Origin of the sequence: Vogesella oryzae (assembly GCF_902829295.1) — a bacterium.
Classification (GTDB): Bacteria; Pseudomonadota; Gammaproteobacteria; order Burkholderiales; family Chromobacteriaceae; genus Vogesella; species Vogesella oryzae.
Genome location: NZ_CADEPL010000030.1, coordinates 16,315 through 42,437, shown reverse-complemented (window position 1 = coordinate 42,437; position 26,123 = coordinate 16,315). Strand labels below are relative to the sequence as shown.

The following is a 26,123-nucleotide window of genomic DNA, read 5'->3' as shown; positions in this document are numbered from 1 at the left end:
TTTCATGCCTGCCGCCAGGCGCAGTACAGTTCGCCACACATCGGCACGCCTGACTCCTGCCGCAGTGTCACCGGCCGGCACTGCCAGCGGGCAAAACCGGCTGCGGCCAACTGCTTAGCCAGGTACTCCGGCCTATGACTGTAGCGGCCGCTACTATTGAGATGGAAACCGCTCGCTGCAGTGTCCGACAGCAATTCGCTGGAAAACACCAGCATCCCGTCTGGCGACAGACAACGGGCGATGGCAGGCAGCACCTGCGACAAGTCGCCGATGTAGATGAAGGTATCCATGCATACCGCTAGGTCGAAGCGCTCGTCCTGCTGCGTCAGCCACGCACCCAGCTCGGCCTGTAGCAGCTGCTGGTACACCCCTTTCGCCTGCGCCTCGCGCAGCATGCCGGCACTCAGGTCCACCCCCAGCAGATAGCGGGCATACGGCGCCAGCTCGGCGCCGATCAAACCGGTACCGCACCCCAGATCGGCGATGCGCCAGCCGGCTTGCGGCCAACCCTGCTCCACCGCCAGGGCCGCCACCAGCGCCGGCCCCTGATAGCCCAGTTCGCCCAGCTTGCGCTCGAAGCTGGTAGAGAACTGATCGAAAGCCTGCTGCACATAGGCATCGCTGCAGCGCGGTGGCACCGCGTCGCCACCGCAGGCCGCCAGCAAGTGCCGGGCGATGGCATTATCCGGCTCGCGCTGCAGCCACTGCTGCAGCAAGGCCTGCGCTGCCTGAGGCTGGCCGATTTCGCTCAATGCCTGCGCCAGCGTCGCCGGCGGGTGCTTGGCGGCACCTTCGCAGACAATGCCGCGGTAGTTGCATTGCTGCGCCAACGCGGCGTCACCGGCCGCCGCATGGTGGGCGGAAAGCAAAAACCAGGCATCCGGCAACTCCGGTTGCAGTTGCAAGGCCTGCACCCACGCCTGCTCGGCCGCGTCGCCATTACCCAGCGCCGCCTCGCTGGCGCCCAGATTGGTCCAGAAAAAGTACTGCCCACCATCGCGGGCCAGCGCGGCACGAAACGCCAGCACCGCGTCGGCAAACTGTCGCAGGCTGGCGCAGACAATCCCCAGGCTGAACCACCATGCCGCCGGCTCCGGCTTCGCCGCCACCGCCTGCTGCAACCACGGTAACGCCTCGGCATCGCGCCCCTGCTGATGCAGCGCGCAGCCCAGCCAGTGCAAACCGGCAGCATCGTCAGGGTTGGCCGCAAGATGCTGGCGGTACAGCACCTCGGCGGCGGCAAGATCGCCAGCAAGATGCTGGCGCTGGGCTAGCTGGAACAGGGTGTTATCGGCAGACATGGCACGGGTAGCGGGTAATCAAGCGGCCACTATAAGAATTTTGCCCGCGGCTTGCCAGCCATGCCGGCAACAACAAGGGCGTGCGCCCGTTGGCCGCACGCCCTTGCACTATCACCCACACGACAGCAACAGACGCGCCGTTACTTCACCGCCGCCACGAAGTCGCCGAACGCTGCCACCAGCCGCTCGACATCGGCCTCGGTGGTGTCCGGGCACACCAGAATCATGTTGTGGAACGGCGTGATCAGCAGGCCACGGTTGAGCAGGAACAGGTGCACGATATGTTCCAGTTCGCTATCCAGAATCTTGTCGACCTCGCTGCCGTTAACTGGCGGCACGGCGGTGAACTGGAATTCGGTACGCGCGCCGATCTGGGTGACGCACCACGGCAGCTGCTGCTGTTCAATTACCCGGCGCAAGCCTGCGGCCAACCTTTCCGCCAGTGCGAACATGTACTGGTAGGCGCTATCGGTCATCACTTCCGCCAGGTTGGCGCGCATCGCCGCCATCGCCAGCAGGTTGGCAGTGAGCGTGGTGCCGATGCCGCTATGGCCGGGCGGCGCGTTGCGCTTGGCCTCTTCGGCGCGGCGGGCAGTGTCCTCGCTGAAGCCGTATACCGCGCACGGCACCCCGCCGGCCACCGGTTTGCCGACCACCAGCAAGTCGGGGCGCAGACCGTGGGCGCGGGTGTAGCCGCCGGGGCCGCTGCTGATGGTGTGGGTCTCGTCGATCAGCAGCAAGGTGCCGTAACGCTGGCACAACGCCTGTGCCGCCTGCCAGAAGCCGGGCTGCGGCAGCACCATGCCGATATTGGTCATCGCCGGTTCGGCCAGCAGGCAGGCTACTTGGCCATCCTGCAACGCGGCTTCCAGCGCCGCCAGATCGTTGAATTCCACGCTGCGGGTGTGCTGGGTGATGTCGTACACCTGCCCCAGCAGGCTGTCGCGGGTTTGCGGCTGGCCGTCCACCAGATCGACAAACACGTCGTCCACCGTGCCGTGGTAGCAGCCGTTGAAGATCAACACCTTGCTGCGATTGGTGATCGCCCGCGCCCAGCGGATGGCGAAGCGGTTGGCATCCGAAGCCGACAGCGCGAACTGCCAGTACGGCAGGCCGAAGCGGCGTGCCAGCTCCTGCGCCACCCATACGCCGTCTTCGCTGGGCAGCATGGCGGTGTAGCCGCGCTGCGCCTGGCGGGCGATGGCCTCGGCCACCGGCTTGGGGCTGTGGCCGAACATAGCGCCGGTGTCGCCGAGGCAGAAATCCACATAGTCGTGGCCGTCGGCGTCGGTGAAGCGCGCGCCCTGGGCGGCGGCGACGTACAGCGAGAACGGTGTCGACCAGTCGTTCATCCAGTGCAGCGGCACGCCGAACAGCAGATGGCCGGCAGCGTTGGCCGACAGCTCGCGCGAGCGCGGCATGCGGCTGATGAAAGTGTCGCGCTCGGCGTGGTACAGCGCCTGGGCCTTGTCCCAGTTGATGCCGTGGCGGGTGCTCATGATGCTCTCCTTGTCATTCTGATTTGGTGCCGGCGGCGGCCAACGTTGGCCGCAAGCGGTTATACGTGCAGCTGCAGGTGCTCGCGTTCCCAGGCGGTGATGCCGCGATTGAAGGTTTCGAACTCTTTTTCCTTCACCGCGCAGAACGCCTGCACGAACTCCTCGCCCAGGATCTCGGCCAGTTCCGGGCAATCCTGCATCAGCTCCACCGCGTCCTCCAGGCTGCGCGGCAGCTCGTAGTCAAGGTCGTAGGCGCTGTCGTTCATCGGTGCCGACGGCTCGATCTTGTTCACCATGCCCAGATAACCGCAGGCCAGGGTGGCCGCCATCGCCAGATACGGGTTTACATCCACGCGGGGCACGCGGTTTTCCAGCCGGCGCGCGGCGGCGCCGGACGGCGGAATGCGGATGCCGCAGGTGCGGTTGTCGTAGCCCCAGCGCACATTGATCGGCGCGGCGGTGTGGCGGCTCAGGCGGCGGTAGCTGTTCACGTACGGCGCCAGCATCGGCATCGCCTGCGGCAGGTATTTCTGCATGCCGCCGATGTGGTGGAAGAACAGTTCGCTGGCACTGCCATCCGCTTGCGAGAAGATATTGTCGCCGCTTTCGCTGTCCACGATGCTCTGGTGGATGTGCATGGCACTGCCCGGCTCGCCTTCCATCGGCTTGGCCATGAAGGTGGCAAAGATATTGTGACGGTAGGCGGTTTCGCGCACCGCACGCTTGAACAGGAATACCTGATCGGCCAGCGCCATCGCGTCGCCATGGCTGAAGTTGATCTCCATCTGGCAGGCGCCCACCTCGTGGATCAGCGTTTCCACATTCAGCTTGGCCGCTTCGCAAAATGCCGACAGTTCCTGGAAGAACGGGTCGAAATCGTTGACTGCGTCGATGGAGAACGACTGGCGGCCAACCTCGGAGCGGCCGGCGCGGCCGGATGGCGGACGCAGCGGCTCGTGCGGATTGGTGTTCTGGCGGATCAGGTAGAACTCCATCTCCGGCGCCACCACCGGGCGCCAGCCGCGGTTTTCGTACAACTTCAGCACCTTGCGCAGCACGGCACGCGGCGAAAAGCCCACCGGGCGACCATCGAAGTCCTCGCAGTCGTGAATCACCACCGCCACCGGCTCGATCGCCCACGGCACCAGGCGGATGGTAGCCGGATCCGGCTTGCACACCATGTCCGGATCGTTGGCGCCGGCAAAGCGCTCGAACTCGGCAAATTCGCCATTGACGGTAATGGTCAGCACCGCCTTGGACATTTTCATGCTGTCCTCGGCCAGAAACAGTCCCTTGGGTACGATCTTGCCGCGCGCCATACCGGTCATGTCCGGTATCACGCATTCCACTTCGTGGATGTTGTGCTCGCGTATGAACGCGGCCAGTTGCTCATTCATGCTGGTTCTCCTCCGGTTTTGTGGCTGTTCTGACCGCAGCTGACACCGGCTCTGCTTACACAGGCAAACGGGCAGATACGGCTGCAGAACAGCGTATGCTGCGCATCGTAAATTTGATCAAATAGCCATGTCAACATTTGATCAAATTTAAAGTTGCGGTGGATTGCCGCTCTGCTATGCTGGCGGCCAACCTTGTTAGCCCGCCGACCATGAAGACCGAATCCGCCTCCACCCTGCAGGACGATACCTACGACAAATTGCGCCACATGCTGATGCTGGGGCGCTGGCTGCCGGGCGAGCGGCTGAAGATCAACCACCTCGCCAGCGAGCTGGGTGTCAGCCAGATGCCGGTACGCGCCGCGCTGCAACGGTTGGCCGCAGAAAAGGCGCTGGTGAACATCCCCAACTGCGGGGTGACAGTGCCGCAACTGACGGTGGCACAGTTCGATGACATTCTGCAGAACCGCATCCTGCTGGAAGGTGAAGCAGCGTTTCTCGGTGCGCAGCGGCTGGATGCCGCCGGCCGCGAGCAGCTGGTTTCGCTGTGCCGGCAGATGGATGTGGCCATCGCCGCCGACGATGTGAAGGGCTATCTCGATGCCAACGAGCTGTTCCACCTGCAGCTGTACCTGGCGGCCAACTCGCCGCTACTGCTGTCGCTGATCGAGACGGTGTGGCTACACGTCGGCCCGATCTCCAACCAGCTGCACCAGGACCTGGAGGTGTGGAAAACCATGAACGACGCCCACAGCGTGCTGATTTCCGCGCTGCAAAATAACGATGCCGACGGCGTACGAGACGCCATCGCCCAGGACTTGCGCACCGCCGGCAGCTACCTGCGCCGCCTGTGCCTGCCATGAAACACGGAGCCCCCATGCCGGACTACCAGCCAGTCGAACTGGCCAAATGCTATCGCCTGCTCAACCACGGCCCCACGGTATTGGTGACCAGCGCCCATGCAGGCCGCGCCAATGTGATGGCTGCCGCCTGGAGCATGCCGCTGGATTTCAACCCGCCCAAGGTGGCGGTGGTGATCGACAAGGCCACGCTCAGTCGCCAGCTGATCGAGGCTTCCGGCGAGTTTGTTCTGAATGTACCGGTGAAGGCGCAGGCCGCCGCCGTACTGCAGGTCGGCTCGGAAAGCGGGCTGCAAGTAGCCGACAAATTCGCCGCCAGCGGTCTCTCTGCCGAGCCAGGCCATACTGTTGCCGCGCCACACGTGGCCGGCTGCGCCGGCTGGCTGGAGTGCAAGCTGCTGCGCGAGACGCACAACCAGCAGCAATACGACCTGTTCATCGGCGAAGTCATCTCCGCCTGGGCCGACCCGGCGCTGTTCAAGGACGGGCACTGGCAACCGATAGCAGACGATGCCAAGCGCACGCTGCACTACATCGCCGGCGGGCACTTCTTTGCCATCGGCGACGCATTCGAGATCGCGCAGCCGGATTGACTCCGCTGCGGCAATAGAAAAAGGCAGACCCTAGGGTCTGCCTTTTTGCTGCCGATGCGGCCAACGTTGGCCGCAACCATTTCAGCTGACGTGGATAGCCGGCGCGCCGTCGGCCAGCACGCCGATGCGGCTGGCGTACCCGAAGCCGGCGGCGTGGAATAGCTGCAGCACCTGTTCCGCCGCTTCCGGCGCTACCGCCACCAGCAAGCCACCGCTGGTCTGCGCATCGGCCAGCACCCGCAGCTGCCACTCGGCCACGCTGTCGGCGCAGTGCACGTCGGCGCCGAAGCTGGCCAGATTGCGCTCGATAGCACCCGGGCCGATGCCCTGCTCGGCAAAGCCGCGCGCCTCACGGATCACCGGTACGCTGGCTATGTCCACATACGCAGCAAGGTTGGAGCCACGGCAGATTTCCAGCAAATGCCCCAGCAGGCCAAAACCGGTAACGTCAGTGAGCGCATGCACCGCATCCAGAGGCGCCAGTTGGCCGCCCACCTTGTTAAGCTGGGTGGTGGAGGCAATCAGCGCACGGTAGCCCGCATCGTCCAGCAGACCCTTCTTCATTGCCTGCGCCAGCACGCCCACGCCCAGACCCTTGCCCAGGATCAGCACGTCGCCGGCCTTGGCATCGCAGTTGCGCTTGATCTGTTCCGGGTGCATCAACCCCATCACCACCAGGCCGTAGATCGGCTCCGGCGCGTCGATGGAATGACCACCGGCAATCGGGATGCCCGCTTCACGGCACACGGACTCGCCGCCCTGCAGAATGTCGCGGATCACCTCGACCGGCAGGGTGTTCACCGGCATGCCGACGATGGCCAACGCCATGATCGGCGTGGCACCCATGGCGTAAATGTCGGAAATAGCGTTGGTGGCGGCAATGCGACCAAAGTCATGACCATCATCGACGATGGGCAGGAAGAAATCGGTGGTCGCCACCAGCGCCTGCTGATCATTGAGGCGGTAAACCGCGGCGTCATCGCTGGTTTCGCGCCCGACCAGCAAGTCCGGATACGGCAGCTGGTCCCTGGCGCCGGCAAGAATCGATTGCAGCACGGACGGTGCGATTTTGCAGCCGCAACCGCCGCCGTGAGACAATTGCGTCAATCTGATATCAGCCATGTAAAGAAGCCCACAAAACCATGTTGTTCAAGGCCGCGACCGTAGCACAGCTATCCCAGTTTGACGAGATCATCGACGTGCGCACACCGGCGGAATTCGCCGAGGATCACATCCCCGGCGCCATCAACTGCCCGGTGATGAGCGACGAGGAACGCGTGCGCGTCGGCACGCTGTACAAGCAGGTGTCGCCGTTCGAGGCGCGCAAGGTCGGCGCCGCCATTGCCGCCCGCAATATCGCCCGCCATCTGGATGAACAGTTTGCCGGCCACCCCAAGTCGTGGCGACCGCTGGTGTATTGCTGGCGCGGCGGGCAACGTTCCGGCTCGATGGCCATCATCCTGGCGCAGATCGGCTGGGCGGCGCACCAGCTGCAAGGTGGCTACAAGGCCTATCGCCATCAGGTGCTGGACGAGCTGGCCACCCTGCCCACACAGCTGGATCTGCGGGTGATCGGCGGCCCCACCGGCAGCGGCAAGAGCCGCCTGCTGGATGCCTTGGCGCAGGCCGGCGCGCAAGTGCTGGATCTGGAGCGGCTGGCGGTACACCGCGGCTCGGTACTGGGCCGCTTACCAGATAGCGAGCAACCCAGCCAGAAAGGTTTCGACAGCCAGCTGGTTGCCGCCATCAAGGCGCTCGACTTCTCCTGCCCGGTATTCGTGGAAGCGGAGAGCAAGAAGATCGGCTTTGTGTCGCTGCCGGATGCACTGTTCAGCCGCATGCATGCCAGCCCCTGTCTGCAGGTGGAAGTGCCACTCAAGGAACGCGTGGCTTTTCTGAAGCAGGATTACGAGTTCTACCTGAACCAACCGGAACTGCTGGTCACCCAGCTGGGCTTCCTGCGCAATGTCTACAGCAAGGCTCAGCTGGAGACCTGGAATGCCATGGCGCGCAGCGGCGACTTCGACACACTGGTTGGCGAGCTACTGCTCAATCACTACGACCCGCTGTATCGCCGCTCGCAAGGCAAGCACTACACCGCCGGCCAGCAGACCATCCAGATACCGGCACTGGACAGCGACAGCCTGGCGGCTGTGGCACTGCAACTGGCAGCCACGCTGTAATCCGGCCCATGGCTGGCCACCGCGTTGGCCGCATGCCGGCACGCACCCACGAAAAAAATCGCCACCTTCCCGGTGGCGATTTTTTTGGGGCAACACTAGCTGCTAGCTACTGCCCAACACACCCTCGACGGCCAACTCCAGGATGCGTTTCGCGGTCTGCATGTCGGCCTGGTGATAGGCCGACTTCAGGTACGGCACGAAATAGCTGGGGTCGTTGCTATCGGTCACGTTCGGCACTTCCGGCAAATCATTGATGTAGCAGAAGCGCAGGAACAGCTCGCCAGGGCGCGGCTCTTCGATACGCATACTCATCTGGCCACCGATGTGCTGGTCACTGGGCTCGGTGTGATAGTGCACCTCCAGCAGCTCGGTGAAGATCACTTTCTCTCGCACAACCAGACCGCCAAACTGCACCTCTCGCAACAAGACATCCTCGCTGCGCTCCAGAATGCGCGCTTCGCTGATGTTTTCGTCGAAGCGCTGCGGGTCTTCTGCCCGCAATACCAGCCCCTGCCATAGCTGGGAGCGACTGATGGTCAACCCCACTGGTTGCGGGTTGAACATCTGAACCAAGTGTTCGTATTTCATTTGCGACTCACGCCCTGTATCTGATGCTTGAATTGTAAGTCAGTCGCTAAAAAACAACAAAAATAGCACCTGCGGTGCCGTACATTTTAAAGCAAACACCAATATTTAAACTTTAATCAAACCATGATTAAAGCAAATGATTAATAAAAGTTACCACTGAGATTTATTGATTTTTTATGAAATGCATTTTGCATATTGCTGGTTTGTATAATGAAAGTAGTGTGCGAGAATACTTGGCTAGCCTCGCCAACGTTGGCAGACCCCGCTACCGGCAGACAAAGTCCGCACACCAATCACGGACCACCACAAGAAATGACCAGCAAGAATCAATACCTGCACCAGCCAGCCGTCATCGAATTCACTTCTCAGCTTACCCGCTGGCTCGACGGTGAAAGTTTTGGCGCCCACCAGTTCACCGTACGGGACAAGATTCTGCCGGCCGATTATGACCGTGAATTCTATGCCAGCACGCTAGAAGAAGCGTTCCAGCGTTTCTACTGGAACGGCCAGTATTTCGACGAAAACCAGACCCTGCTTGACCAGTACCGCCTGCGCTTGCGCGATGCCATGCGCGCTGGCGACAGTGCCGCACTGGTTGCTGTCATCGACGACGCCCTGCTATGGGGCTCCGGCGGCAAAGTCATCAAGCTCTACACCTTCAACCGCGACTGGGCAGTAGCTAACAGCCAGCAATTGCTGCAAAAAATGGGTAGCAGCCTGGCGATTCTGCAGTCGCCCGAGCCTGACACCACCGCCTTTGATGGCGATTTACGCATGAACGCCGGCTTCACCAAGGTATATGCGCTGGCCGGCGACAACATCATGATGTACGACGGCCGCATCGGCGCCGCCATGGGTTTCCTGGCCCGCCAGTTTTGCGAAAGCCGCCGCATCTTGCTGCCGGAGGCATTGTGTTTTCCGTGGGCCCCCGGCGCCTCGACCATGAACCGCAACCCCAGCACTGACCTGCTGCACTTCAAGCAGCTGGCCAATCGCAGCCGCTTTCACGCCGAATGGAAAATCAAGGCCGGCTGGATTGCCTGCGAGGCACTGAAAAAGACCACAGCATCCTGGTGTAGCGGCGCCAATGCGCTGCGCCATCTGGAAGCCGCGCTCTTCATGCTGGGCTACGAGATTCCATTGGCACACCGTAAAATCGGCAAACAGCGCCCGGCGCTCAGTCTGTAACAGCTATCAGGCCGCCTGTTTTGCCGTTACCGGCCATGCGGCCAACCGGCCCAGCCGCCACACCGCCAGCAGGCACATCCCGCCCCCCAGAGCGATGGTAAGCCGGGTATCCAGCAGGGTCAGACCACCGCCCAACAGCGCCACCAGCACATTGCTGATGCAAAACACGGTGGACAGCAGCCCCATTACCGCCCCCTGCCCGTGATGCGCAAATTGCTCGGCACACCAAGCCGGCAGCAAGGCGTTGTAGATCGCCAGCGGCAAACCAAGCGCTACCATCAGCAATATGCCGGGCACTGCGGGCAATACGGCCAGCACCAGCAGCCCCACCGCAACCAGCAAGGCATTGCGCCGCGCCAGTTGTAGCGGCTCGCTACCGTGACCCCGTCTGCCTAGCGTGGCACTGGATAACGCCATCAACAGACACAAGCCTGCCGTCACCCAGGCAATGCCGGTACTGCCAAGCCGCGCAAACTCCACCAGCCATAGCGGGTAGAACTCGTAGAAAGCGTTTACCCCCAGCGCAAACAGCAACTGCATCCAGAACATCGCCGCTAACAGTTTGTCCTGCCGCAGCAGACTGAAAGCATGTTGCCGACACACCACCTCAAGCAGCGACAAGCCCTGCAAACCCTTGGCCTCGCCGGTTTCCGGCAACACCCAGAGCAGGATCGCCAGACAAGGCAACAAGGTCAGCGCGCCGATCAGGAACGGCACCGGCTCACCCAGCGGCAAGGTAAAGCCGCCGATCATCGGCCCCACCAGCCACCCCATGTAGAGCACGGCATTCAGAATGGCAAAACTGCGGGACCGATCCAGCTGCGGATGCAAATCCGCCACGATGGCCCGCGCCACCGCAACATTGCCCTCGGTCACACCGGTAAGAAAACGCGCAAACAAAAACAGCAGATACCAGCGCATATCCAGCGCCCAGGCCGTCAGCAAATAACCCAGCAGCGTCATCACCAGGGTTGCCAGCAGGATACGGCGGCGACCCAGCCGATCCGACAGCGCACCGATGAAGGTACTCCCCAACAGAATACCCAGCGGGTTGGCCGCAAGCGCGATCCCCAGCAGTAGCTTTGGCGGCAGGCCGGCAAAGTGGTTGAAAGCATCCGCAGGCGCCTTTACAAAAATCGGCGCCAGGATCGGGTATGGCATGGCCACGCCCGCGGTGCTCATCAGCGCCACCAGGCATACCGCCAGCAGAATCAGTTTCGGGTGTGCAACTATCACGTAATCATCTTTACAAGGAATTGCCGCGCGTAAAGGCAACGGCTGGCATGCATATTAGCGCGTGCATCAGCAGGCGTATCCTGACCCAGCCGGCAGGCTGGCCGACAGAACCCACTCTAGTAGGCCGCCACAAAAAAAAGGCGTCGATTATACATGCCAAAGTCATTGACACGCATCCGGCTGACTGCCCGCACTGCAGCAGCGGCTATGTTTCTGGCATCATGCGGACACACCATCACCGGAACGCCATCATGAGCTCCAGCCGCATGCACTGGGAACAACTGCTATCCACCCGCCGCTTCAAGGTTCGCGATGGCGCCATCTGTGAAACCCGCACACCGGCGACGCTGGAAGGTGCTGCCGGCCTGCGCAGCGATTTTCACATCGACCACGACCGGGTGGTGTTCTCCAGCGCCTTCCGCCGCCTGGGGCGCAAAACCCAGGTCCATCCGCTCGCCCACAACGACCACACCCATAACCGGCTAACCCACAGCGTGGAAGTTGCCAGCGTTGGCCGCAGCCTTGGCAACCGCGTTGGCGCCATGCTGCAGGCCGCCGGCAGCCTGCCTGACGGTTACACCCCGTTCGATATTGGCGGTGCAGTACAGGTTGCCTGTCTTGCCCACGATATCGGCAACCCGCCATTCGGTCACACCGGCGAAGATGCGCTTCGCGAATGGTTCCGTGACCCGGCCCACAGCCAATGGCTGCACGGTCTGAGCGAAGCCGAGCGACAGGACATCCAGACCTATGAAGGCAATGCCCACGGCCTGCGCATGGTCGCCACCCTGGAGATGTATCGCGGCGAGGGCGGCATGCGCCTGACTTCGGCGGCACTGGGCGCCCTGATCAAATATCCGTGGACGTCGGATGCGCCTCCGGCCCAGGCCCGCGGCAAATTCAACCTGTATCGCACCGAGCTGCCCTACTTCGAACGCGTTGCTGCCGAACTGGGCCTGATCCGCAAAGGCGAAAAGCAGTGGGCCCGCCACCCGCTGTCCTACCTGATGGAAGCCGCCGATGACATCTGCTACGCCATTCTGGACCTGGAAGACGCAGTGGAAATCGGCATCCTCGATGTCCACGAGTTTGAAGCCCTGTTCAGCCACTTCGGCGAAATGGAGCGGGTATGGCGCACCGAGGACATCACCCAGAAGTGCGCCATGCTGCGCGGCATTGCCGTTGGCCGCTGCGTGGCCGAGGTTGCCGAAAAGTTCATGCTGCATCAGGACACACTGCTTGACGGCAGCTTCCAGGGCAAGGACCTGATCGACGTGTGCGCCCCCGACATCAAGCAAACCCTGCTGGCAGCCAAGGAGCTGGCCAGCCACAAGGTCTACCGCCACCGCACCAAGCTGGTAACCGAACTGGCATCCTACCCCTGCATCGGCACAGTACTGGATATCGTGGTGCCGGCGGTCTACACCAAGGTCACGCAAGGACCGCAGGCACTGAGCGCCCGTCAGGTGCTGGCGCTAGGTTTGTTGCCGGCAGAGCCGGAGCACGGCGGCAGCCTGTACCTGGCCTATATGGCAGTACTGGACTACATCGGCGGCATGACTGACAACTATGCGGCCAACCTGGCACGCGAAATTTCCGGCGTCGGCATCCTGTAGCTACCCGCGGCTGCCGGTCCGCCATGTACAGAGCGGCCGGCAGCCGAACAAAGCGTGCTACATATTGGTGCCAAACCACGGGAAACCCCTAGTCCAAGGCTTGGCCGATCAGCGCACAATGAGCGGCCACCCTAGCGAGCAGCAGCATGTTTGAACGCATCCTCTCCATCATCCTGCCGGTCCTGGTCATTATCGTGATTGGCTGGCTGTATGCCCGCCATAGCCGGCCGGACATGCGCGCCACCAACAAGCTCAATATGGATGTCTGCGTGCCACTACTGGTGTTTTCGGCGCTGGCAGCAAAGGACTTCCATCTTGCCGCACAATGGAAGCTGATGCCGGCGGCAGTGCTGATCGTTGTGGTCTCCGGCCTGCTTTGCTGGCCCATAGCCCGGTTGACCGGCATCAGTCTACGCACCCTGCTGCCGCCGGTCATGTTCAACAATTGCGGCAATATGGGGCTGCCGCTGGCGCTGCTGGCCTTCGGCCGTGAAGGTTTCAATGCCTTTGTAGTGCTGTTCGTTATCTCCAACCTGCTGCACTTCACCCTGGGCGCCTTCATTTTCAGCAGCCGCACCAGCCTGCGCAGCCTCGGCAAGAACCCCATCGTACTGGCCACCGCCCTCGGCCTGCTGTTCGGCCTTGCCGGCTGGCAGCTGCCGGACTGGCTGATGCGCGGCCTCAAGATGCTGGGCGAAATCACCATTCCGCTGATGCTGTTTGCGCTGGGTGTGCGCATGGTAGACGTCAGCTTCAAGGGTTGGCATATCGGCCTGCTGGGCGCGGTGCTGTGCCCGCTAACCGGCCTGCTTGCCGCTGCGACAGCCATTCCGCTACTGCAACTGGACACCAACCAGGCCGCACTGGTGATGCTGTTTGGCTCCCTGCCACCGGCGGTATTGAACTTCCTGATGGCGGAGTTGTATCAGCAGGAAGCCGACCGTATGGCATCCATCGTACTGCTCGGCAACCTGCTGAGCCTGCTGTTCGTGCCGCTCGGTCTGGCTTTTGCGCTGTAGCCCAAGGCAGGCTACAGTCTGTACTGCACTGCGGCGACCGGTTCGCCGCATTTTCATCTGTTGCCTCCGGAGGCCGCGTGACCAAACTGACCCGCTTCTGCCTGGTGCGCCACGGCGAAACCGCCTGGAATGCCGAGCGCCGCCTGCAAGGCCAGACCGACATTCCACTCAACAGCAGGGGCGAAGCGCAGGCCGAACATCTGGCCCAGGCCCTGCAACGGCGCGGCCAACGTTTCGACGCCCTGTACAGCAGCGACCTGAGTCGTGCCCACCGTACCGCCCTACCGGTTGCTAGTGCCCTGGGGCTGGATATCGCCTTGCTGTCTGACCTGCGCGAACGGCACTTCGGCGCACTGCAGGGCATCGCCCTGCATGAAGGCCCCAGCGCACAGCCCGTCGCGTGGCAAGCCTACGCCAACCGCAATGTAGAGCATGACCTGGAAGGCGGAGAAAGCCTGAACCAGTTTGCCCAGCGGGTCCGCACCGCCCTGGAGCGCATCGCCGCCGACCACCACGGCGAGACCGTGCTATTGGTGAGTCACGGTGGCGTACTGGACGTGGTCTACCGCATCGCCTGCGGCCAACCCCTGCATGAGCAACGCCGGGTACCCATTCCCAATGCCGCGCTCAACTGGCTGAGCCATGACGGACAGCAATGGCAACTGGAACGCTGGGCCGACGAATCACACCTGACACAATCACTGGACGAACTGTAAGCAATCACGGCTTTTACCGACTTATTGCCTTCTGCCAGGAGATCATCATGAGCGACAAAGTCTTCAAGACACCACAACAGTGGCGCGCACAGCTCACGCCGGAGCAATTCCACGTCACCCGCGAAGCCGGCACCGAGCGACCGTTTACTGGCGAACATTACTTTCACCAGCGACGCGGACGCTACCACTGCATTTGCTGCGATGCCCTGCTATTCAGCTCCAGCAGCAAATTCGACGCCGGCTGCGGCTGGCCCAGCTTCTGGGAAGAAGCCATCCCCGGCAGCATTGTCCGCCTGCGCGACACCAGCCACGGCATGATCCGCACCGAAGTCCGCTGCGCGCGGTGCGATGCTCACCTTGGACATGTTTTCGAGGATGGCCCCCCCCCCAGCGGGGAGCGTTTTTGCATCAATTCTGTGGCACTACACTTTGTGGAAGAAGCAGAATAATAAAAATCGCAGAAAGCCGTGTCTGGCCGGCATGAAGAAGATAAAGACTTGCCAGTTTATCTGACGGCCAGATTTGACTAAATCGGAAGAATCGACCAAACAAAAAAAGCCCTGAATTTCAGGGCTTTAATTTGAATCTTGGCGGAAGCGGTGTCCGTACAACAAAACAGATAAGCAGTTGATTTAACAGGAATCAATGGCGGAGTTTTTGCAATTCTTACCACGTAGATTACCACTATATCCAAGTCGCGACGGCGACAGGCGGCACGCCGACCAACACAACCCCACCACGACTTACCTGCACGGATTTGCAATGCAATCCAGCCATTCATATTCAATAACTTACAGCAAAACCGCCAGATCAACCACCGGTGCCCGCAAATAACCCACGCAGATGGGTTTCAAGCACATCAACCCTATCCGCGCAGCGGTTCAACTCCACCGCTACGGCGTCGGCTTCGCTGGCGAGTCCGACAAGAAATTCTGTAGCCGCGTCAGAAAGTTCGGCTCGTGGCGCTGGATCGGCTCCACCTTCGGCAACGTTGGCCGCAGTGCCTGCAGCTGGGCAGCTGGCAGGTTTGACGGGGATGGACAGGCGCAGCCGGCCAGCAGCAGCGTCAGCAAGAATGCGGTTCTTCTCGGCTTGAACATCGAGCAATCCTTTTCGGTAGCTTTCTTCTGCGGCCAACAGCTTGGTGGCGGCGACGGCATCGTCGCGGCGGCGCTGTTGCTGCAGGTCGTTAATGGTGGCGTTGTTGTCGCGCTCACGCGTGGCATCGGCCAGGTCGCGGGCGAGCGTGACAACCTGCTTGCCGTGGCTGTATGCCCACCAGTGCGAGCCGGCCAGCGCGGCCAGCAGCACCAGCCAGGGGATGGCTTTTCTCCACATGTTCAACCTTTCAGAATCTGCCCTGCCCGCGCCCAGATGGCGCGGCGGTCGTCGCGGCCGTTCTGGCCGCCATTGATGCGGCGGGTGATGGCGTCGAACGCACCCTTGTCGGCCAGCTCGTTGAGCCCGTTGTTGTGCCAGTACCAGGCCGCCGACAGCGCAGCGAACAGCGGCTGCTCCAGCAATTGCGGCTGCTGCACCAGGTCGACGCCCAGCGCAAAGCCGCACAGCTCATAGTTGCGGCGGCCGGTGATCTGGATCAGGCCGCGCCCGCAGTACAGCTGGCCGTCGCCGTCCTCCTCTGACGTGTTACCCAGCTGCGCGGCCAGCTTTCCGGTGTCGTACTTGGCCAGGTAGGCATTTCCGCCCAGCTCATGCAGGAAGTTGAACTGCCCGGACTCGTGCCCGATCTGCGCCAGATAGGCGGCCTGCCGCGCCACGGTGTTGATACCGAATGCCGCCATGGCATCGATCAATGGGCGCAAAAAAGCCCGCACGGCGGCGGGCTTGGCGAGGGGCAGGATCAGCGTCAGCTGGTTTTCAGTGGTCAGCAGCGGCATGGCGCGATCACCGGCAGCAAACGCAGCAAATCACCCGCCACGCACGGGGGAAGATGGTCGTTATACACCACCGGCATTTTCACTTCGTCCAGCCCGCTTTCGCTGGCATGCGCTACCGTGCCAGCACCATCACGCACCAGACGCACGGCCACGCCGCCCAGCGCCAGCGCAGCGTTCAGCTCATTGGGGAAACGGCAGTCATCCACCACCACCCGGCCGCCACTTGCCAGCACCGCCTCGACCTTGCGCCGCCAGGCATTGACCCAGATATCCCGTGCGATGAGTTCCCGCCCCCACTCGGTGCCGAGTGTCTGCATAGCGTGACGCGGCGTTTGTCCGCCCAGCAACGCGCACGGTTTTTCTTTCAGATCGCCCTCGATCTCGGCATCGGTCAAGCCGAGCGCGCGGATCATGTCCTTGAGCAAGCCGGCGAATTTGACTACCTGATAGCCATGCTTGACCAACTCGGCCGCGATGGTGGACTTACCCGAACCGGCAACACCGGCCAGGACGACGATTTTCGGCAACATAGCCTCTCCACAAAAGGAAAAACCCCGCACTTGGCGGGGCTTGAAATATGCAAATGGTTTGTTAAGCTGGTCGACAACCACCAGGAGACAGCGACATGGACCTGCAACCGTTTCTCGATCGAATCACGCCATTTTTCTGGCTGGCAGGCTTTGCCGGCATCATCGATATCGTGGTCTACCAGATGGCGCTGCACCACGCGCGGCTGGAGCTTGGCGACGAGCGCGAAGCCAGGTCACAAGCATGGGGGACCGGCAAGGTAGCTGCAGCAGCAGTTTTCATCCTTGGCGCGCTACTACTGAGCTACATCCTCTAAGCACAATCCCGCCAGCTCACCCACCCCGCCGCCGCCTCGTCTGCGGCCAACTTTGGCGCGTCATCCACATTCACCGGCATGCTGAAGGTGATGCCATGCTCCGGGTGAGTGATCCACAGCGCCTGCCGCGCGCGCTCAAAGCCGAAGTTATTGGCGTAGGCGTATTCGTCGTAGCCCTTGAGGCTGCCGTTGACGATCAGGCGCTGCAGCTGGATGAGCTGGTGAAAGTGGCCGATCATCAGCACGTCGTAGCCTTCGCCGATCTGGCCATCGCGGCTGCGCTTCTTGTGATCGCCACGGATGATCGGCCCGAGCGCACCGATCATGCCGTCGCCACCGCGGAATTGATCACCGTGCGACAGGCGGTAGCGCATGCCATAGACGCGCCAGCTGGCGTCCGACCCTTCCGGAATCAGGAAGGTGACGCGCGGATCCGCCTCGAACAGCTTGGCCAGGATGCCATACATCAGCCAGTCGAAGCTGGTATGGTTGCGCCCCTTGGCGCGGATCTTCTTGGTGTTACGGCCGTGGTTGCCGGACACACATGGCACGAACACCCTGCCGAACTCGTCTGCCAGCTGCTGGATACACCACTGCAGCACCCCAACCAGATCCAGCACCGTGGGCATGATTTCCATTTCGTTGGTGGCCTGCAGCTCTTCGTGAATATCACCGCTCACCATGTCGCCACCCAGCGCAAACACGATGCCCGGATAGCTGGCGCCGGCCATGCAGTTGCGCAGCAGATGAATGGTGCGCTCGATCATCTTGCGGGCGCGGCGATGGGCAATCGCCAGGTCATACTCGTTGACGCCACCGATCTGACGCGGGTCCACTTTCTCGGCCCAGTGCCAGTCGCTGGCAAACAAGGTTGGCACACCCAGGTCGCCAGCCTGCGCGCGGCGCTGCACCAGCCAGTCCGGCGTGTCAATTGGCGCTTTAGCCAAGCCGATGATCTTGCGGCGCACGTAGTCTGCGTCCAGCTTCTCGCTGGTGATCGCCCGCAACTGGGCTCGCAGCGCGCGCACTTCCGGGTCTGTGGCTTTGGCCTCCGGCTTCGCGGCAGCTTGGACCGCCGCCACATTGCCACGCTCGCGGATGCGCTGGCGACGCTTGCGCACCGCGCGGTCGCTGATGCCAAGCTGCCGCGCCACCTCGGCCACATCGTGCTGCTCCAACAGCCGCAGGAAATCCGCTTCGCTGACTTTCTTAGCCATCAGCCACCCTTTCAAAACAAAACGCCCGCGCATGGCGGGCTGGTTATTTTTTACGCAACAGCATGAGCAAGTACTGCGGGACTAGCCGCCGGCATGGTCTTGCACAGGGTTATCCACCGTTTCTGTGGATGGCGGTTGCGCCGCAGCAGCCGGCGCGCCCAGTCGGCTGGAAATCAGCCGCCGCAGCCACGGAATATCGTGCAGCAGCGCCAATAGCGCATCGCGCACGGCCAGCAGCAGCACACGCAGCGCATCGATCATCGGCACCGCCAGGTTGGCCGCAATCACACCACCCAACCCCACCGCGCCAGCGCCCAGCGTCGGCCACAGCTCGGCGGTGAGCAGGCTACCGAAGTACGCCGACACCATCGACACCACCGCCAGCAACACCCGCTCCGGATTGGGCCGCCCCTGCGTCTGCTGCCATTGCAGCGCCGCTCCGAACAGCGACCCGATAAAGGCCGGCAGATGCACCCCAGCCCCCACCGCGCCCGCCTTGCCTGCACCACTGGCACCGGCATACGCCAGGCCGCTGACGCTGGCCAGCACCGTGGCCACGACAGCCGCCAGCGCAGTCCGGAAGGTCAACGCGGCGATAACGCCGGCTACAAACACCCCCACCGCCATCCATAGTCCCGCCTTGAATCGCGCCATTATTTCCCCCTTGGATGAAAACCCGGCCTGCCGCCGGGATTGATGCGCCACAAATGCATCAGGCCCGCGATTTGCGGGCCTGGATGATGGTGCGGCAGTTATTGATGATGACTGCGGCGTAGTACAGCGCAAGCAGCCATAGCCACGGCGAGTCAGGCGGGCGCACGATCAGCAGCAGTGCGACGAATAGCCCCTTGAACAGCAGAAGCGATGGCAGCACGCCCATGCAATTCATGACCGGCGCCAGCAGGCCATTGACCTCACGGACACCAACCAGTTTTAAGCCATACACGGTGGTCAGTATGTCGGCCAGTTGCAGCGCTATCAGCAGGATGATCAGAACACTCATTGCGCAGCACTCTGCACACCGACCGCCAACAGCGCAGCCTGTAACTGGACGATCTGCGCCTGCAGGGTGGCGATGCTGGACTGCGCGGCATCCCGCTCGGCAGTGACTTCCTGCAGCACCTGGTTGGCCGCAGACAGCTGCTGCTGCGCCAGCGCCTCCGCAGCCACGGCCGATTCACGATCCAGCAGCGCTTGCGAGGCCACCGTGCCCAGCACTTCGGCCAGCGACAAACCAGCCTGACCATCGGCCAGCGCCAACGGCTCGGCATTGCCGATCTGGGTTTGCACCTCACCCGTGAGCGGGTTTTCCATATCGGCGGCAAACACCACATGGGCACCGACCACGCCAGCGGCCGACAGCCGCACCAGCACTTCGTAAGGGTATTTCATGATTTTCCTTTATCAGATGGCCACGTTTGTCAGCTGCGAAATCCAGCTGGTGCCGTTACTCCACGCCATGGCCGCACCGCCAGCCGCATCGGATACGTAGATGATGCCGCGCGGGTAGGCACTGGCCGCTGGTACGGTAGCCTTGGTGTAGGAGGCAGTTCGCAGGACAGTGGCCTGCAAACTGCCATTAACCTGGACCATATCCAACCCAGAGTCGGATGACGTACCCACTAGCAACCGCCCGCTGTTGTTGATGAGCATCCGCGACCCGCTCGTCGAGTTACCGGGATTCAGATAGAAACGAATGGCGCCACCGCTCAAATCAATGGCAGCCCCCGTCCCGGAGACATCACCGATTGACATCCCAACAGCGGCAGCATCGACCGTACTGCCCCTAATAAACCCTGTCAGACCGGAGTCGAGAGCACGCTTGATCTGCAACTCTCCATAGGCATTGGCCGTCGAGGCCACAACCTTTTCGCCGACTGACAAAGCCCCCGACGGCCAATGCCTATGGAGAGTTGCAGATCAAGCGTGCTCTCGACTCCGGTCTGACAGGGTTTATTAGGGGCAGTACCACTACCGCGCCATTGCCGACAACCTGCCGGGTTTCCGCCCGCGTGCCGCCCAGCGCCGCATGCTGGCCGAGATCGCCAACGCCTTCGGCCGCTCGCTGCCGCCGAATACCGAGGGCGAGGCAGTGGAGCGCAATGGCGAGAGCATTGCCGTGGTGGAAGGGCCTACCGGCGTCGGCAAGAGTCTGGCCTACCTGCTGGCCGGCGGCGTGATGGCCAAGTGCCGCAACAAGAAGCTGGTGGTCACCAGTGCCACCATTGCGCTGCAGGAACAGCTGGTCAACCGCGACCTGCCGTTCCTGATCGAGAAAAGCGGCCTCGCGCTGACCTTTGCGCTGGCCAAGGGCCGCGGCCGTTACCTGTGCCCATACAGGCTGTACCAGCTGACCTCCGAGCACGCTCAGGGCGAGCTGCTGGCCCCCGACCCAACCATGGCGCTGTGGGAGCGCAACCCGGAGCAGGCGGAGATCGACGCGCTGCGCCAGCTGTCCGATGCCTTCTACTACCGCCGCTGGAACGGCGACCGCGACACCTGGGCGGAGAACATCGAGGACGACCTGTGGCGCCGCGTCACCAACGACCGCCACGGCTGCCTGAAGGCCGGCTGCCCCAACCGTGCCGAGTGCCCGTTCTACCTGGCACGCGAAACGCTGGAAACCGTGGACGTGGTGGTCGCCAACCACGACCTGCTGCTGGCCGACATCACCATGGGCGGCGGCGTGATCCTGCCGGCGCCGGACCAGAGTTTCTATTGCATCGACGAGGCGCACCACCTGGCCAAGAAGGCGGTCAACCAGTTTGCCGCCGAGCACAGCGTGGCGCAGGCCATGGCCTGGCTGGACAAGGTGCCGGCACTGGCCACCCGCGTGGACTCGCTGATCGACAAGCCGGAGCTGTCGGTAAATGCCATCGATGCCGCCGGCGCCTGCATGGAAAGCCTCACCGAATGGCTGTGGCTGCTGCAGGGCGAGCCGTCGCTGGAAGCCGCCAGCGACAATATGGAGCCCTCCTGGCTGGTGGAAGACGGCACCTTGCCGGAACACATGAAAGTGCCGGCAGCCAACATGGCGCTGTCGGCGCGCATGCTGTACAAAAATCTGGCCGGCATGGCCGATGCCCTCACCCTGCAGCGCAAGGACAAGCAGCAGGATGCCTTGCTGCTGGACAAGACCAGCGCCGACGCCGGCTTTTTTGTCGGCAAGTGCGAGCAGCTGGTGGCGCTATGGGATCTGTTCGAAAAAGAGCCGGACGAGGCCGCGCCGCCGATCGCCAAATGGGTGACCCGCCGCCTGGATGGCAAGGGCGATTACATTTTCTCTGCCTCGCCGGTCAGCGCCGCCGCCAGTCTGGCGGCCACACTGTGGCGTCGCGTCTCCGGCGCCCTGCTCACCTCGGCCACCTTGCGCTCGCTCGGCAACTTTGACCTGCTGCTATCGCAAACCGGGCTGAAATGGCTGCCGGAAGTCACCTGCGTGGCGCTGGATTCGCCATTCAATTTCAGCGAGCAGGGCGAGCTGTACCTGCCGCCGCTGGCCGCCACCCCAAAAGACCCTTCCGCCCACACCAAGGAAATCATCAGCTGGCTGCCGCGGCTGATCGACTGCAGCGAAGCGGTTGGCACCTTGGTGCTGTTCACCTCGCGCAAGCAGATGAACGAGGTTGCCGACGGACTCGACCCCAGTCTGCGCGAGTACATCCTGATCCAGGGCGAACTGCCCAAGGCGGTGATTCTGGAGCGCCACTACAGCGCGCTGAAGGAGGGCCGCGCCAGCGTGCTGTTCGGGCTGGATTCGTTCTCGGAAGGTCTGGACTTGCCGGGTGAAGCCTGTGTGCACGTGATCATCGCCAAGCTGCCGTTTGCCATGCCGGATGACCCGGTTGGCCGCACGCTGGCCCGCTGGATCGAGAAGCGCGGTGGTAACCCGTTCGTGGAGCTGACCGTGCCGGAAGCCTCGATCAAGCTGGTACAGGCGGTTGGCCGCCTGATCCGCACCGAGAGCGACTACGGCCGCGTCACCATTCTGGACAACCGCATCGTACGCCAGAGCTACGGCAAGAAACTGCTGGCCTCGCTGCCGGCATTCCGCCGTATCTGATACACGCCATTAGGGAAATCCCCCCTTTTTGCAGGTGTCTTGATAAGCGTTTTCGGTTAAAATCGAGGGATAACCCGCAAACCTGTCGGCCGAATATTTAACAGAACAGCGCCCGCATAAAAAACAGACAGGACACGGACAGAGACCACACCCCACAAGAACAAGCGCCCGGTTACGTCATGATCTGCAACCCCTACGAAATTGTTATCCAAGGTGTTACCTCCGAAGGCCGCACCTTCCGCCCCAGCGACTGGGCCGAACGTCTCGCCGGCATCCTGTCCTCGTTCGGAGATGACCAGAAACTGGCCTACCACCAGTTTGTGCGCCCGATGCTGCTCGACGGCATCCGTTGCGTAGCAGTCGACAAGAAAATGGAAAAGCTGCACCCGCCGGTGTTCCGTTTCCTGATGGATTTCGCCAAGGATAACGACCTGCGCATCGTCGATTGCCGTACGCTGATCGACGAGGTCTATCCCAACCAGTTCCTGGCCTGATTGCCAGGCGGCAACTATCAACGGGCGCCCTGTGCGCCCGTAATTACTTGATATTTGCTATCATTATCTGCTCACCTATTAAGCGATTACAGCATGGCCATCGTCATCAAGACCCAGGAAGACATCGAGAAAATGCGCATCGCCGGCCGTCTGGCCGCCGAAGTGCTGGATTACATCACCCCGTTCGTGAAGCCGGGCGTCACCACCGAAGAGCTGGACAAGCTTTGCCACGACTACATGGTGAACGTGCAAGGCACCATTCCCGCCCCGCTGAACTACGCACCCGATGGCGGCACGCCGTACCCGAAGTCGATCTGCACCTCGATCAACCACGTGATCTGCCACGGCATTCCGGATAACAAGCCGCTGAAAAAAGGCGACATCGTCAATCTGGACATCACCGTAATCAAGGATGGCTACCACGGCGACACCAGCCGCATGTTCTATGTCGGCGAAGTCAGCGACTTTGCCCGTCGCCTGTGCAAAGTGACCTACGAGTGCATGTGGAAAGGCATCGAGAAAGTGAAGCCGGGCGCACGCCTCGGCGATATCGGCAACGTGATCCAGCGTCACGCCGAAGCCGCCGGCTACAGCGTGGTACAGGAATTCTGCGGCCACGGCATCGGCAAGAAATTTCACGAAGAGCCGCAGGTGCTGCACTACGGCCAGCCGGGCACCGGCCTGGAACTGAAAGCCGGCATGATCTTCACCATCGAGCCGATGATCAACCAGGGCAAACGCCACCTGCGCATGCTGGCCGATGGCTGGACCGTGGTCACCAAGGACCGCAGCCTTTCTGCCCAGTGGGAACACACCATCCTGGTCACCGAAACCGGCTACGAAATCCTGACTACCTCTGACGGCACGCCGCCGAAGCCGGTATTCAAGCATTAAGCGACCGTTTCCGCTGGTCGCATGCGGCCAACGTTGGCCGCAATAAAAAACGGGCTGCAACAGCAGCCCGTTTTTTATTGCCTGGTGCGTTTTACCAGCAACGTTTGATCATCGCCGCCAGCTGCACCAGCCGGCCGTGGAAGAAGTGCCCCGCCTCCGGAAACACCACCACCGGCAAATGCTGCGGCCGCGCCCAGTCCAGCGCCGCCGACAACGGGATCACCTCGTCCGCCTCGCCGTGGATCACCAGCGTATCGGCCGGTACGTGCGGCGTCGGAATCGCATACTTGCCGACCGCCACGCCCATCAGCAGCAACTTGTCGGCGTCGATGCGCTCGCGCACCCGCGCGGCGACAAAACCGCCGAACGAGAAACCGGCCAGCGCCAGCGGCAACTCGCCCTGCTCGGCCTTGGCGTGGGCAATGACCGCCAGCACGTCATCCACCTCGCCGTTACCGTAATCGTGCTCGCCGTCGCTATCGCCGACACCGCGCAGATTGGGCAGGTAGCAGACATAACCCAGTTGCGACAGCGCCTTGGCCGCCGTCTGGATCACCTTGTTGGTATTGGTGCCACCCTGGGTAGGATTGGGGTGACAGATCACCGCGATGCCGGTGGTGTCACCCACCGCCGGAATGACAATGGTCTCGAGCTTGCCCACCGGGCCGGTAATATCGATTTTTTGCAGCGCCTTCAGCATCAGATCTTCAGCCTTTCCACCACCTCGCCGGCCACCATGTGACGTTCGATGATTTCATCGATGTCCTCCTTGTCGATGAAGGTGTACCAGGTCTCCTGCGGGTACACCACCATCACCGGACCGTCATCGCAACGCCCCAGGCAACCGGCCTTGTTGACGCGGATCTTGCCGTCACCGGCCAGGCCGCGCGCCTTGATCTGGTCTTTCATATAGCCCAGCAGTTCGCTGGCGCCGTGATTGTTGCAACACGCTTCGCCCTCGGCGCGCTGGTTGCAGCAGATGAATACATGCTTGTCGAAAAAGCTCATCGCGATTCCTTGCGTCGACTGCGGCCAACGTTGGCCGCACGTGATTAACCTTCCGCGTCGGCCCAGCCGGCAACACCATGCACCGCCGCGTTATCGAACTTGGCATACATGCCGATAAAGGCCAGCCGCACCCGCCCCACCGGACCGTTACGGTGCTTGCCGATAATGGCCTCGGCCAGACCCTTGTCCGGGGTGTCCGGGTTGTAGTACTCGTCGCGGTACATGAAGATGATCAAGTCGGCATCCTGCTCGATGGCGCCGGATTCCCGCAAGTCGGACATCATCGGGCGCTTGTCGGTACGCTGCTCCACCGCACGCGACAGCTGCGACAGCGCGATCACCGGCACCTGCAGCTCCTTGGCCAGACCTTTCAGGCCGCGCGAGATTTCGCCCAGTTCGGCGGTACGGTTATCGCCACGACCGGAGCCGGACATCAGTTGCAGGTAGTCGATGACGATCAGGCCCAGCTTGCCGCCATGCTGGCGCGCCAGACGGCGGGCACGGGCACGCAGTTCCAGTGCGGTCAGGCCCGGGGTTTCGTCGATATACATCGGCGCCTCGGACAGCTTGCCGATGGCGTAGGTAAGCTTCTGCCAGTCCTCGTCGCCCAGCTTGCCGGTACGCAGCACGTGCTGATCCAGCCGCCCCACCGAACCCAGCATCCGCATGACCAGCTGCGCGCCGCCCATTTCCATGGAGAACACCGCCACCGGCAGGTGCGCCTCCACCGCCACGTGCTCGGCGATGTTCATCGAGAACGCGGTCTTACCCATCGACGGACGGCCGGCGACGATGATCAGGTCGCCCGGCTGCAGGCCGGAGGTCTTGGCATCCAGATCGGTAAAGCCGGTGGGCACGCCGGTGACTTCGTCCGGGTTCTCGCGGCTGTACAGCATGTCGATCCGTTCGACCACCTCTTTCAGCAGCGCCGGCATTTCCAGGAAGCCCTGCTTCGATTTGGCGGTGGATTCGGCGATCTGGAACACCTTGCCCTCGGCATCGTCCAGCAGCTGCGCCGCGTCGCGACCCTGCGGATTGTAGGCGGCCTCGGCAATCTCGGTGCCCACCTGTGCCAGCGCACGCATGATGGAGCGCTCGCGCACGATCTCGCCGTAACGGCGGATGTTGGCCGCCGACGGGGTGTTCTGCGCCAGCGAGGCCAGGTAGGCAATACCGCCGATACTGGCCAGCTCGTTGTTTTTGTCCAGGCTCTCGGAAACGGTCACCACGTCGGCCGGACGCGCCATGTCCACCAGCCGGGCCATGTGCTTGAAAATCAGCCGGTGGTCGTGACGATAGAAATCGCCCTCGGTCAGTAGGTCGGCAATTTTTTCCCAGGCGCTGTTGTCCAGCAGCAGACCACCCAGTACCGATTGTTCGGCCTCGATGGAGTGCGGCGGCGTACGGATGGCGGTGACGCTAGCGTCGTTGATGTCGAAGTCGCTCATAAAACCCAGCAATCGGAAAACAGAGGCAGGGTTGGCCGCGGCCAACCCCGAAAGAAGGTGCTGA

The 26,123-nt window shown here is 62.3% G+C and carries 29 protein-coding genes and 1 pseudogene; 12 read left to right on the top strand and 18 right to left on the bottom strand.

All coding sequences use genetic code 11. The features are described 5' to 3' along the window. Positions 1-2: 2 nt before the first annotated feature. The 3 genes from HU218_RS12230 to HU218_RS12220 form a co-directional block, all read right to left on the bottom strand. Positions 3-1,301 carry a methyltransferase domain-containing protein gene (locus HU218_RS12230; RefSeq protein WP_174875221.1) on the bottom strand — a complete coding sequence of 433 codons (1,299 nt, stop codon included), beginning with the start codon at positions 1,299-1,301 and terminating at the stop codon, positions 3-5. Between the two features lie 140 nt (positions 1,302-1,441). Beyond that, a complete protein-coding gene (locus HU218_RS12225; protein WP_174875220.1) occupies positions 1,442-2,800 on the bottom strand; it encodes an aspartate aminotransferase family protein in 1,359 nt (452 codons plus the stop codon). 59 nt (positions 2,801-2,859) lie between these two features. Then, positions 2,860-4,197 carry a glutamine synthetase family protein gene (locus HU218_RS12220; protein ID WP_174875219.1) on the bottom strand — a complete coding sequence of 446 codons (1,338 nt, stop codon included), beginning with the start codon at positions 4,195-4,197 and terminating at the stop codon, positions 2,860-2,862. Positions 4,198-4,406: 209 nt separating this feature from the next. Here HU218_RS12220 and HU218_RS12215 point away from each other — a divergent pair, with 209 nt between their 5' ends. Both HU218_RS12215 and HU218_RS12210 read left to right on the top strand, forming a co-directional pair. Further along, positions 4,407-5,057: a GntR family transcriptional regulator gene (locus tag HU218_RS12215; RefSeq protein WP_174875218.1), complete on the top strand. Its 651-nt coding sequence runs from the start codon at positions 4,407-4,409 to the stop codon at positions 5,055-5,057. A gap of 14 nt (positions 5,058-5,071) precedes the next feature. Further along, positions 5,072-5,647: a flavin reductase family protein gene (locus HU218_RS12210; RefSeq protein WP_174875217.1), complete on the top strand. Its 576-nt coding sequence runs from the start codon at positions 5,072-5,074 to the stop codon at positions 5,645-5,647. An 81-nt stretch (positions 5,648-5,728) separates the two neighbouring features. On the opposite strand, the gene selD is transcribed toward HU218_RS12210, so the two are convergent. After that, positions 5,729-6,769, bottom strand: a complete 1,041-nt coding sequence (gene selD / locus HU218_RS12205; RefSeq protein WP_174875216.1) for a selenide, water dikinase SelD — start codon at positions 6,767-6,769, stop codon at positions 5,729-5,731. Between the two features lie 20 nt (positions 6,770-6,789). Between selD and mnmH the strand changes: the two genes are divergently transcribed. Next, the gene (gene mnmH, locus HU218_RS12200; protein WP_174875215.1) at positions 6,790-7,830 is read left to right on the top strand and encodes a tRNA 2-selenouridine(34) synthase MnmH; all 1,041 of its coding nucleotides are present in this window, start codon (positions 6,790-6,792) and stop codon (positions 7,828-7,830) included. A 102-nt stretch (positions 7,831-7,932) separates the two neighbouring features. Here the strand turns inward: mnmH and HU218_RS12195 are convergent, their stop codons facing one another. Next, positions 7,933-8,418, bottom strand: a complete 486-nt coding sequence (locus tag HU218_RS12195) for an AtaL-like protein (RefSeq protein WP_174875214.1) — start codon at positions 8,416-8,418, stop codon at positions 7,933-7,935. A 312-nt stretch (positions 8,419-8,730) separates the two neighbouring features. On the opposite strand from HU218_RS12195, the gene HU218_RS12190 reads away from it, so the two are divergent. Further along, positions 8,731-9,606: a hypothetical protein gene (locus tag HU218_RS12190; protein ID WP_174875213.1), complete on the top strand. Its 876-nt coding sequence runs from the start codon at positions 8,731-8,733 to the stop codon at positions 9,604-9,606. 6 nt (positions 9,607-9,612) lie between these two features. On the opposite strand, the gene HU218_RS12185 is transcribed toward HU218_RS12190, so the two are convergent. Further along, entirely contained in the window at positions 9,613-10,842 is a 1,230-nt protein-coding gene (locus HU218_RS12185) for an MFS transporter (protein ID WP_174875212.1), read from the bottom strand. Between the two features lie 251 nt (positions 10,843-11,093). On the opposite strand from HU218_RS12185, the gene HU218_RS12180 reads away from it, so the two are divergent. The 4 genes from HU218_RS12180 to msrB all read left to right on the top strand — a co-directional run bounded on the left by HU218_RS12180 (position 11,094) and on the right by msrB (position 14,642). Further along, positions 11,094-12,458, top strand: coding sequence for a deoxyguanosinetriphosphate triphosphohydrolase (locus HU218_RS12180; protein ID WP_246211060.1), 1,365 nt, complete (start codon positions 11,094-11,096; stop codon positions 12,456-12,458). A 146-nt stretch (positions 12,459-12,604) separates the two neighbouring features. Further along, complete coding sequence (locus HU218_RS12175) at positions 12,605-13,477, top strand: AEC family transporter (protein ID WP_174875211.1); 873 nt, start codon at positions 12,605-12,607, stop codon at positions 13,475-13,477. A gap of 77 nt (positions 13,478-13,554) precedes the next feature. Continuing rightward, positions 13,555-14,193, top strand: a complete 639-nt coding sequence (locus HU218_RS12170; protein ID WP_174875210.1) for a histidine phosphatase family protein — start codon at positions 13,555-13,557, stop codon at positions 14,191-14,193. Positions 14,194-14,240: 47 nt separating this feature from the next. After that, positions 14,241-14,642 carry a peptide-methionine (R)-S-oxide reductase MsrB gene (msrB, locus tag HU218_RS12165; protein ID WP_174875209.1) on the top strand — a complete coding sequence of 134 codons (402 nt, stop codon included), beginning with the start codon at positions 14,241-14,243 and terminating at the stop codon, positions 14,640-14,642. A gap of 77 nt (positions 14,643-14,719) precedes the next feature. Here the strand turns inward: msrB and HU218_RS12160 are convergent, their stop codons facing one another. From HU218_RS12160 to HU218_RS12145, 4 genes are read right to left on the bottom strand one after another with little or no spacing between them, the layout of a single operon-like run. After that, positions 14,720-14,974 (bottom strand): hypothetical protein, encoded by a 255-nt coding sequence (locus HU218_RS12160; protein ID WP_174875208.1) that lies wholly within the window; start codon positions 14,972-14,974, stop codon positions 14,720-14,722. Positions 14,975-15,003: 29 nt separating this feature from the next. After that, a complete protein-coding gene (locus HU218_RS12155) occupies positions 15,004-15,531 on the bottom strand; it encodes a lysis system i-spanin subunit Rz (RefSeq protein ID WP_174875207.1) in 528 nt (175 codons plus the stop codon). A 2-nt stretch (positions 15,532-15,533) separates the two neighbouring features. Continuing rightward, a complete protein-coding gene (locus tag HU218_RS12150; RefSeq protein ID WP_174875206.1) occupies positions 15,534-16,091 on the bottom strand; it encodes a glycoside hydrolase family 19 protein in 558 nt (185 codons plus the stop codon). Beyond that, entirely contained in the window at positions 16,079-16,621 is a 543-nt protein-coding gene (locus HU218_RS12145) for a deoxynucleotide monophosphate kinase family protein (RefSeq protein ID WP_174875205.1), read from the bottom strand. Before HU218_RS12145 ends, HU218_RS12150 begins: the two co-directional genes overlap by 13 nt. A gap of 95 nt (positions 16,622-16,716) precedes the next feature. Between HU218_RS12145 and HU218_RS12140 the strand changes: the two genes are divergently transcribed. After that, positions 16,717-16,935, top strand: coding sequence for a hypothetical protein (locus HU218_RS12140; protein ID WP_174875204.1), 219 nt, complete (start codon positions 16,717-16,719; stop codon positions 16,933-16,935). On the opposite strand, the gene HU218_RS12135 is transcribed toward HU218_RS12140, so the two are convergent. The 5 genes from HU218_RS12135 to HU218_RS16800 all read right to left on the bottom strand — a co-directional run bounded on the left by HU218_RS12135 (position 16,932) and on the right by HU218_RS16800 (position 19,745). Continuing rightward, entirely contained in the window at positions 16,932-18,152 is a 1,221-nt protein-coding gene (locus tag HU218_RS12135) for a hypothetical protein (protein WP_174875203.1), read from the bottom strand. The two genes, HU218_RS12140 and HU218_RS12135, sit on opposite strands and share 4 nt — an antisense overlap. An 81-nt stretch (positions 18,153-18,233) precedes the next feature. Then, positions 18,234-18,806, bottom strand: a complete 573-nt coding sequence (locus HU218_RS12130) for a hypothetical protein (protein ID WP_174875202.1) — start codon at positions 18,804-18,806, stop codon at positions 18,234-18,236. Between the two features lie 58 nt (positions 18,807-18,864). Then, a complete protein-coding gene (locus HU218_RS12125; RefSeq protein WP_174875201.1) occupies positions 18,865-19,155 on the bottom strand; it encodes a DUF5658 family protein in 291 nt (96 codons plus the stop codon). Further along, the gene (locus tag HU218_RS12120) at positions 19,152-19,544 is read right to left on the bottom strand and encodes a hypothetical protein (RefSeq protein ID WP_174875200.1); all 393 of its coding nucleotides are present in this window, start codon (positions 19,542-19,544) and stop codon (positions 19,152-19,154) included. The genes HU218_RS12125 and HU218_RS12120 overlap by 4 nt, the downstream gene beginning before the upstream one ends. A gap of 12 nt (positions 19,545-19,556) precedes the next feature. Then, the gene (locus HU218_RS16800; RefSeq protein WP_217450810.1) at positions 19,557-19,745 is read right to left on the bottom strand and encodes a hypothetical protein; all 189 of its coding nucleotides are present in this window, start codon (positions 19,743-19,745) and stop codon (positions 19,557-19,559) included. Positions 19,746-20,133: 388 nt separating this feature from the next. Between HU218_RS16800 and dinG the strand changes: the two genes are divergently transcribed. The 3 genes and pseudogenes from dinG to map all read left to right on the top strand — a co-directional run bounded on the left by dinG (position 20,134) and on the right by map (position 23,603). Then, entirely contained in the window at positions 20,134-22,215 is a 2,082-nt protein-coding gene (gene dinG, locus HU218_RS12110) for an ATP-dependent DNA helicase DinG (protein WP_174875244.1), read from the top strand. A gap of 179 nt (positions 22,216-22,394) precedes the next feature. Beyond that, a pseudogene (locus HU218_RS12105) lies at positions 22,395-22,682 on the top strand (DUF3579 domain-containing protein); the annotation flags it as partial. A 120-nt stretch (positions 22,683-22,802) separates the two neighbouring features. Continuing rightward, the gene (gene map / locus HU218_RS12100) at positions 22,803-23,603 is read left to right on the top strand and encodes a type I methionyl aminopeptidase (protein ID WP_174875198.1); all 801 of its coding nucleotides are present in this window, start codon (positions 22,803-22,805) and stop codon (positions 23,601-23,603) included. A gap of 91 nt (positions 23,604-23,694) precedes the next feature. Here map and HU218_RS12095 read toward each other — a convergent pair whose 3' ends face one another. The 3 genes from HU218_RS12095 to dnaB are packed head-to-tail and all read right to left on the bottom strand — an operon-like array spanning position 23,695 to position 26,059. Beyond that, positions 23,695-24,303, bottom strand: coding sequence for an alpha/beta hydrolase (locus HU218_RS12095; RefSeq protein ID WP_174875197.1), 609 nt, complete (start codon positions 24,301-24,303; stop codon positions 23,695-23,697). Then, the gene (locus tag HU218_RS12090; RefSeq protein ID WP_174875196.1) at positions 24,303-24,611 is read right to left on the bottom strand and encodes a (2Fe-2S) ferredoxin domain-containing protein; all 309 of its coding nucleotides are present in this window, start codon (positions 24,609-24,611) and stop codon (positions 24,303-24,305) included. Before HU218_RS12090 ends, HU218_RS12095 begins: the two co-directional genes overlap by 1 nt. 44 nt (positions 24,612-24,655) lie before the next feature. Beyond that, entirely contained in the window at positions 24,656-26,059 is a 1,404-nt protein-coding gene (dnaB, locus tag HU218_RS12085; protein WP_174875195.1) for a replicative DNA helicase, read from the bottom strand. Between the last annotated feature and the right edge of the window lie 64 nt (positions 26,060-26,123).

Coding starts and splice junctions, on each gene's coding strand:
- HU218_RS12230 (WP_174875221.1), bottom strand. CDS start 1,301: ATGTCTGCCGATAACACCCTGTTCCAGCTAGCCCAGCGCCAGCATCTT.
- HU218_RS12225 (WP_174875220.1), bottom strand. CDS start 2,800: ATGAGCACCCGCCACGGCATCAACTGGGACAAGGCCCAGGCGCTGTAC.
- HU218_RS12220 (WP_174875219.1), bottom strand. CDS start 4,197: ATGAATGAGCAACTGGCCGCGTTCATACGCGAGCACAACATCCACGAA.
- HU218_RS12215 (WP_174875218.1), top strand. CDS start 4,407: ATGAAGACCGAATCCGCCTCCACCCTGCAGGACGATACCTACGACAAA.
- HU218_RS12210 (WP_174875217.1), top strand. CDS start 5,072: ATGCCGGACTACCAGCCAGTCGAACTGGCCAAATGCTATCGCCTGCTC.
- selD (WP_174875216.1), bottom strand. CDS start 6,769: ATGGCTGATATCAGATTGACGCAATTGTCTCACGGCGGCGGTTGCGGC.
- mnmH (WP_174875215.1), top strand. CDS start 6,790: ATGTTGTTCAAGGCCGCGACCGTAGCACAGCTATCCCAGTTTGACGAG.
- HU218_RS12195 (WP_174875214.1), bottom strand. CDS start 8,418: ATGAAATACGAACACTTGGTTCAGATGTTCAACCCGCAACCAGTGGGG.
- HU218_RS12190 (WP_174875213.1), top strand. CDS start 8,731: ATGACCAGCAAGAATCAATACCTGCACCAGCCAGCCGTCATCGAATTC.
- HU218_RS12180 (WP_246211060.1), top strand. CDS start 11,094: ATGAGCTCCAGCCGCATGCACTGGGAACAACTGCTATCCACCCGCCGC.
- HU218_RS12175 (WP_174875211.1), top strand. CDS start 12,605: ATGTTTGAACGCATCCTCTCCATCATCCTGCCGGTCCTGGTCATTATC.
- msrB (WP_174875209.1), top strand. CDS start 14,241: ATGAGCGACAAAGTCTTCAAGACACCACAACAGTGGCGCGCACAGCTC.
- HU218_RS12160 (WP_174875208.1), bottom strand. CDS start 14,974: ATGAATGGCTGGATTGCATTGCAAATCCGTGCAGGTAAGTCGTGGTGG.
- HU218_RS12155 (WP_174875207.1), bottom strand. CDS start 15,531: ATGTGGAGAAAAGCCATCCCCTGGCTGGTGCTGCTGGCCGCGCTGGCC.
- HU218_RS12150 (WP_174875206.1), bottom strand. CDS start 16,091: ATGCCGCTGCTGACCACTGAAAACCAGCTGACGCTGATCCTGCCCCTC.
- HU218_RS12145 (WP_174875205.1), bottom strand. CDS start 16,621: ATGTTGCCGAAAATCGTCGTCCTGGCCGGTGTTGCCGGTTCGGGTAAG.
- HU218_RS12140 (WP_174875204.1), top strand. CDS start 16,717: ATGGACCTGCAACCGTTTCTCGATCGAATCACGCCATTTTTCTGGCTG.
- HU218_RS12135 (WP_174875203.1), bottom strand. CDS start 18,152: ATGGCTAAGAAAGTCAGCGAAGCGGATTTCCTGCGGCTGTTGGAGCAG.
- HU218_RS12130 (WP_174875202.1), bottom strand. CDS start 18,806: ATGGCGCGATTCAAGGCGGGACTATGGATGGCGGTGGGGGTGTTTGTA.
- HU218_RS12125 (WP_174875201.1), bottom strand. CDS start 19,155: ATGAGTGTTCTGATCATCCTGCTGATAGCGCTGCAACTGGCCGACATA.
- HU218_RS12120 (WP_174875200.1), bottom strand. CDS start 19,544: ATGAAATACCCTTACGAAGTGCTGGTGCGGCTGTCGGCCGCTGGCGTG.
- HU218_RS16800 (WP_217450810.1), bottom strand. CDS start 19,745: ATGGTCCAGGTTAATGGCAGTTTGCAGGCCACTGTCCTGCGAACTGCC.
- map (WP_174875198.1), top strand. CDS start 22,803: ATGGCCATCGTCATCAAGACCCAGGAAGACATCGAGAAAATGCGCATC.
- HU218_RS12095 (WP_174875197.1), bottom strand. CDS start 24,303: ATGCTGAAGGCGCTGCAAAAAATCGATATTACCGGCCCGGTGGGCAAG.
- HU218_RS12090 (WP_174875196.1), bottom strand. CDS start 24,611: ATGAGCTTTTTCGACAAGCATGTATTCATCTGCTGCAACCAGCGCGCC.
- dnaB (WP_174875195.1), bottom strand. CDS start 26,059: ATGAGCGACTTCGACATCAACGACGCTAGCGTCACCGCCATCCGTACG.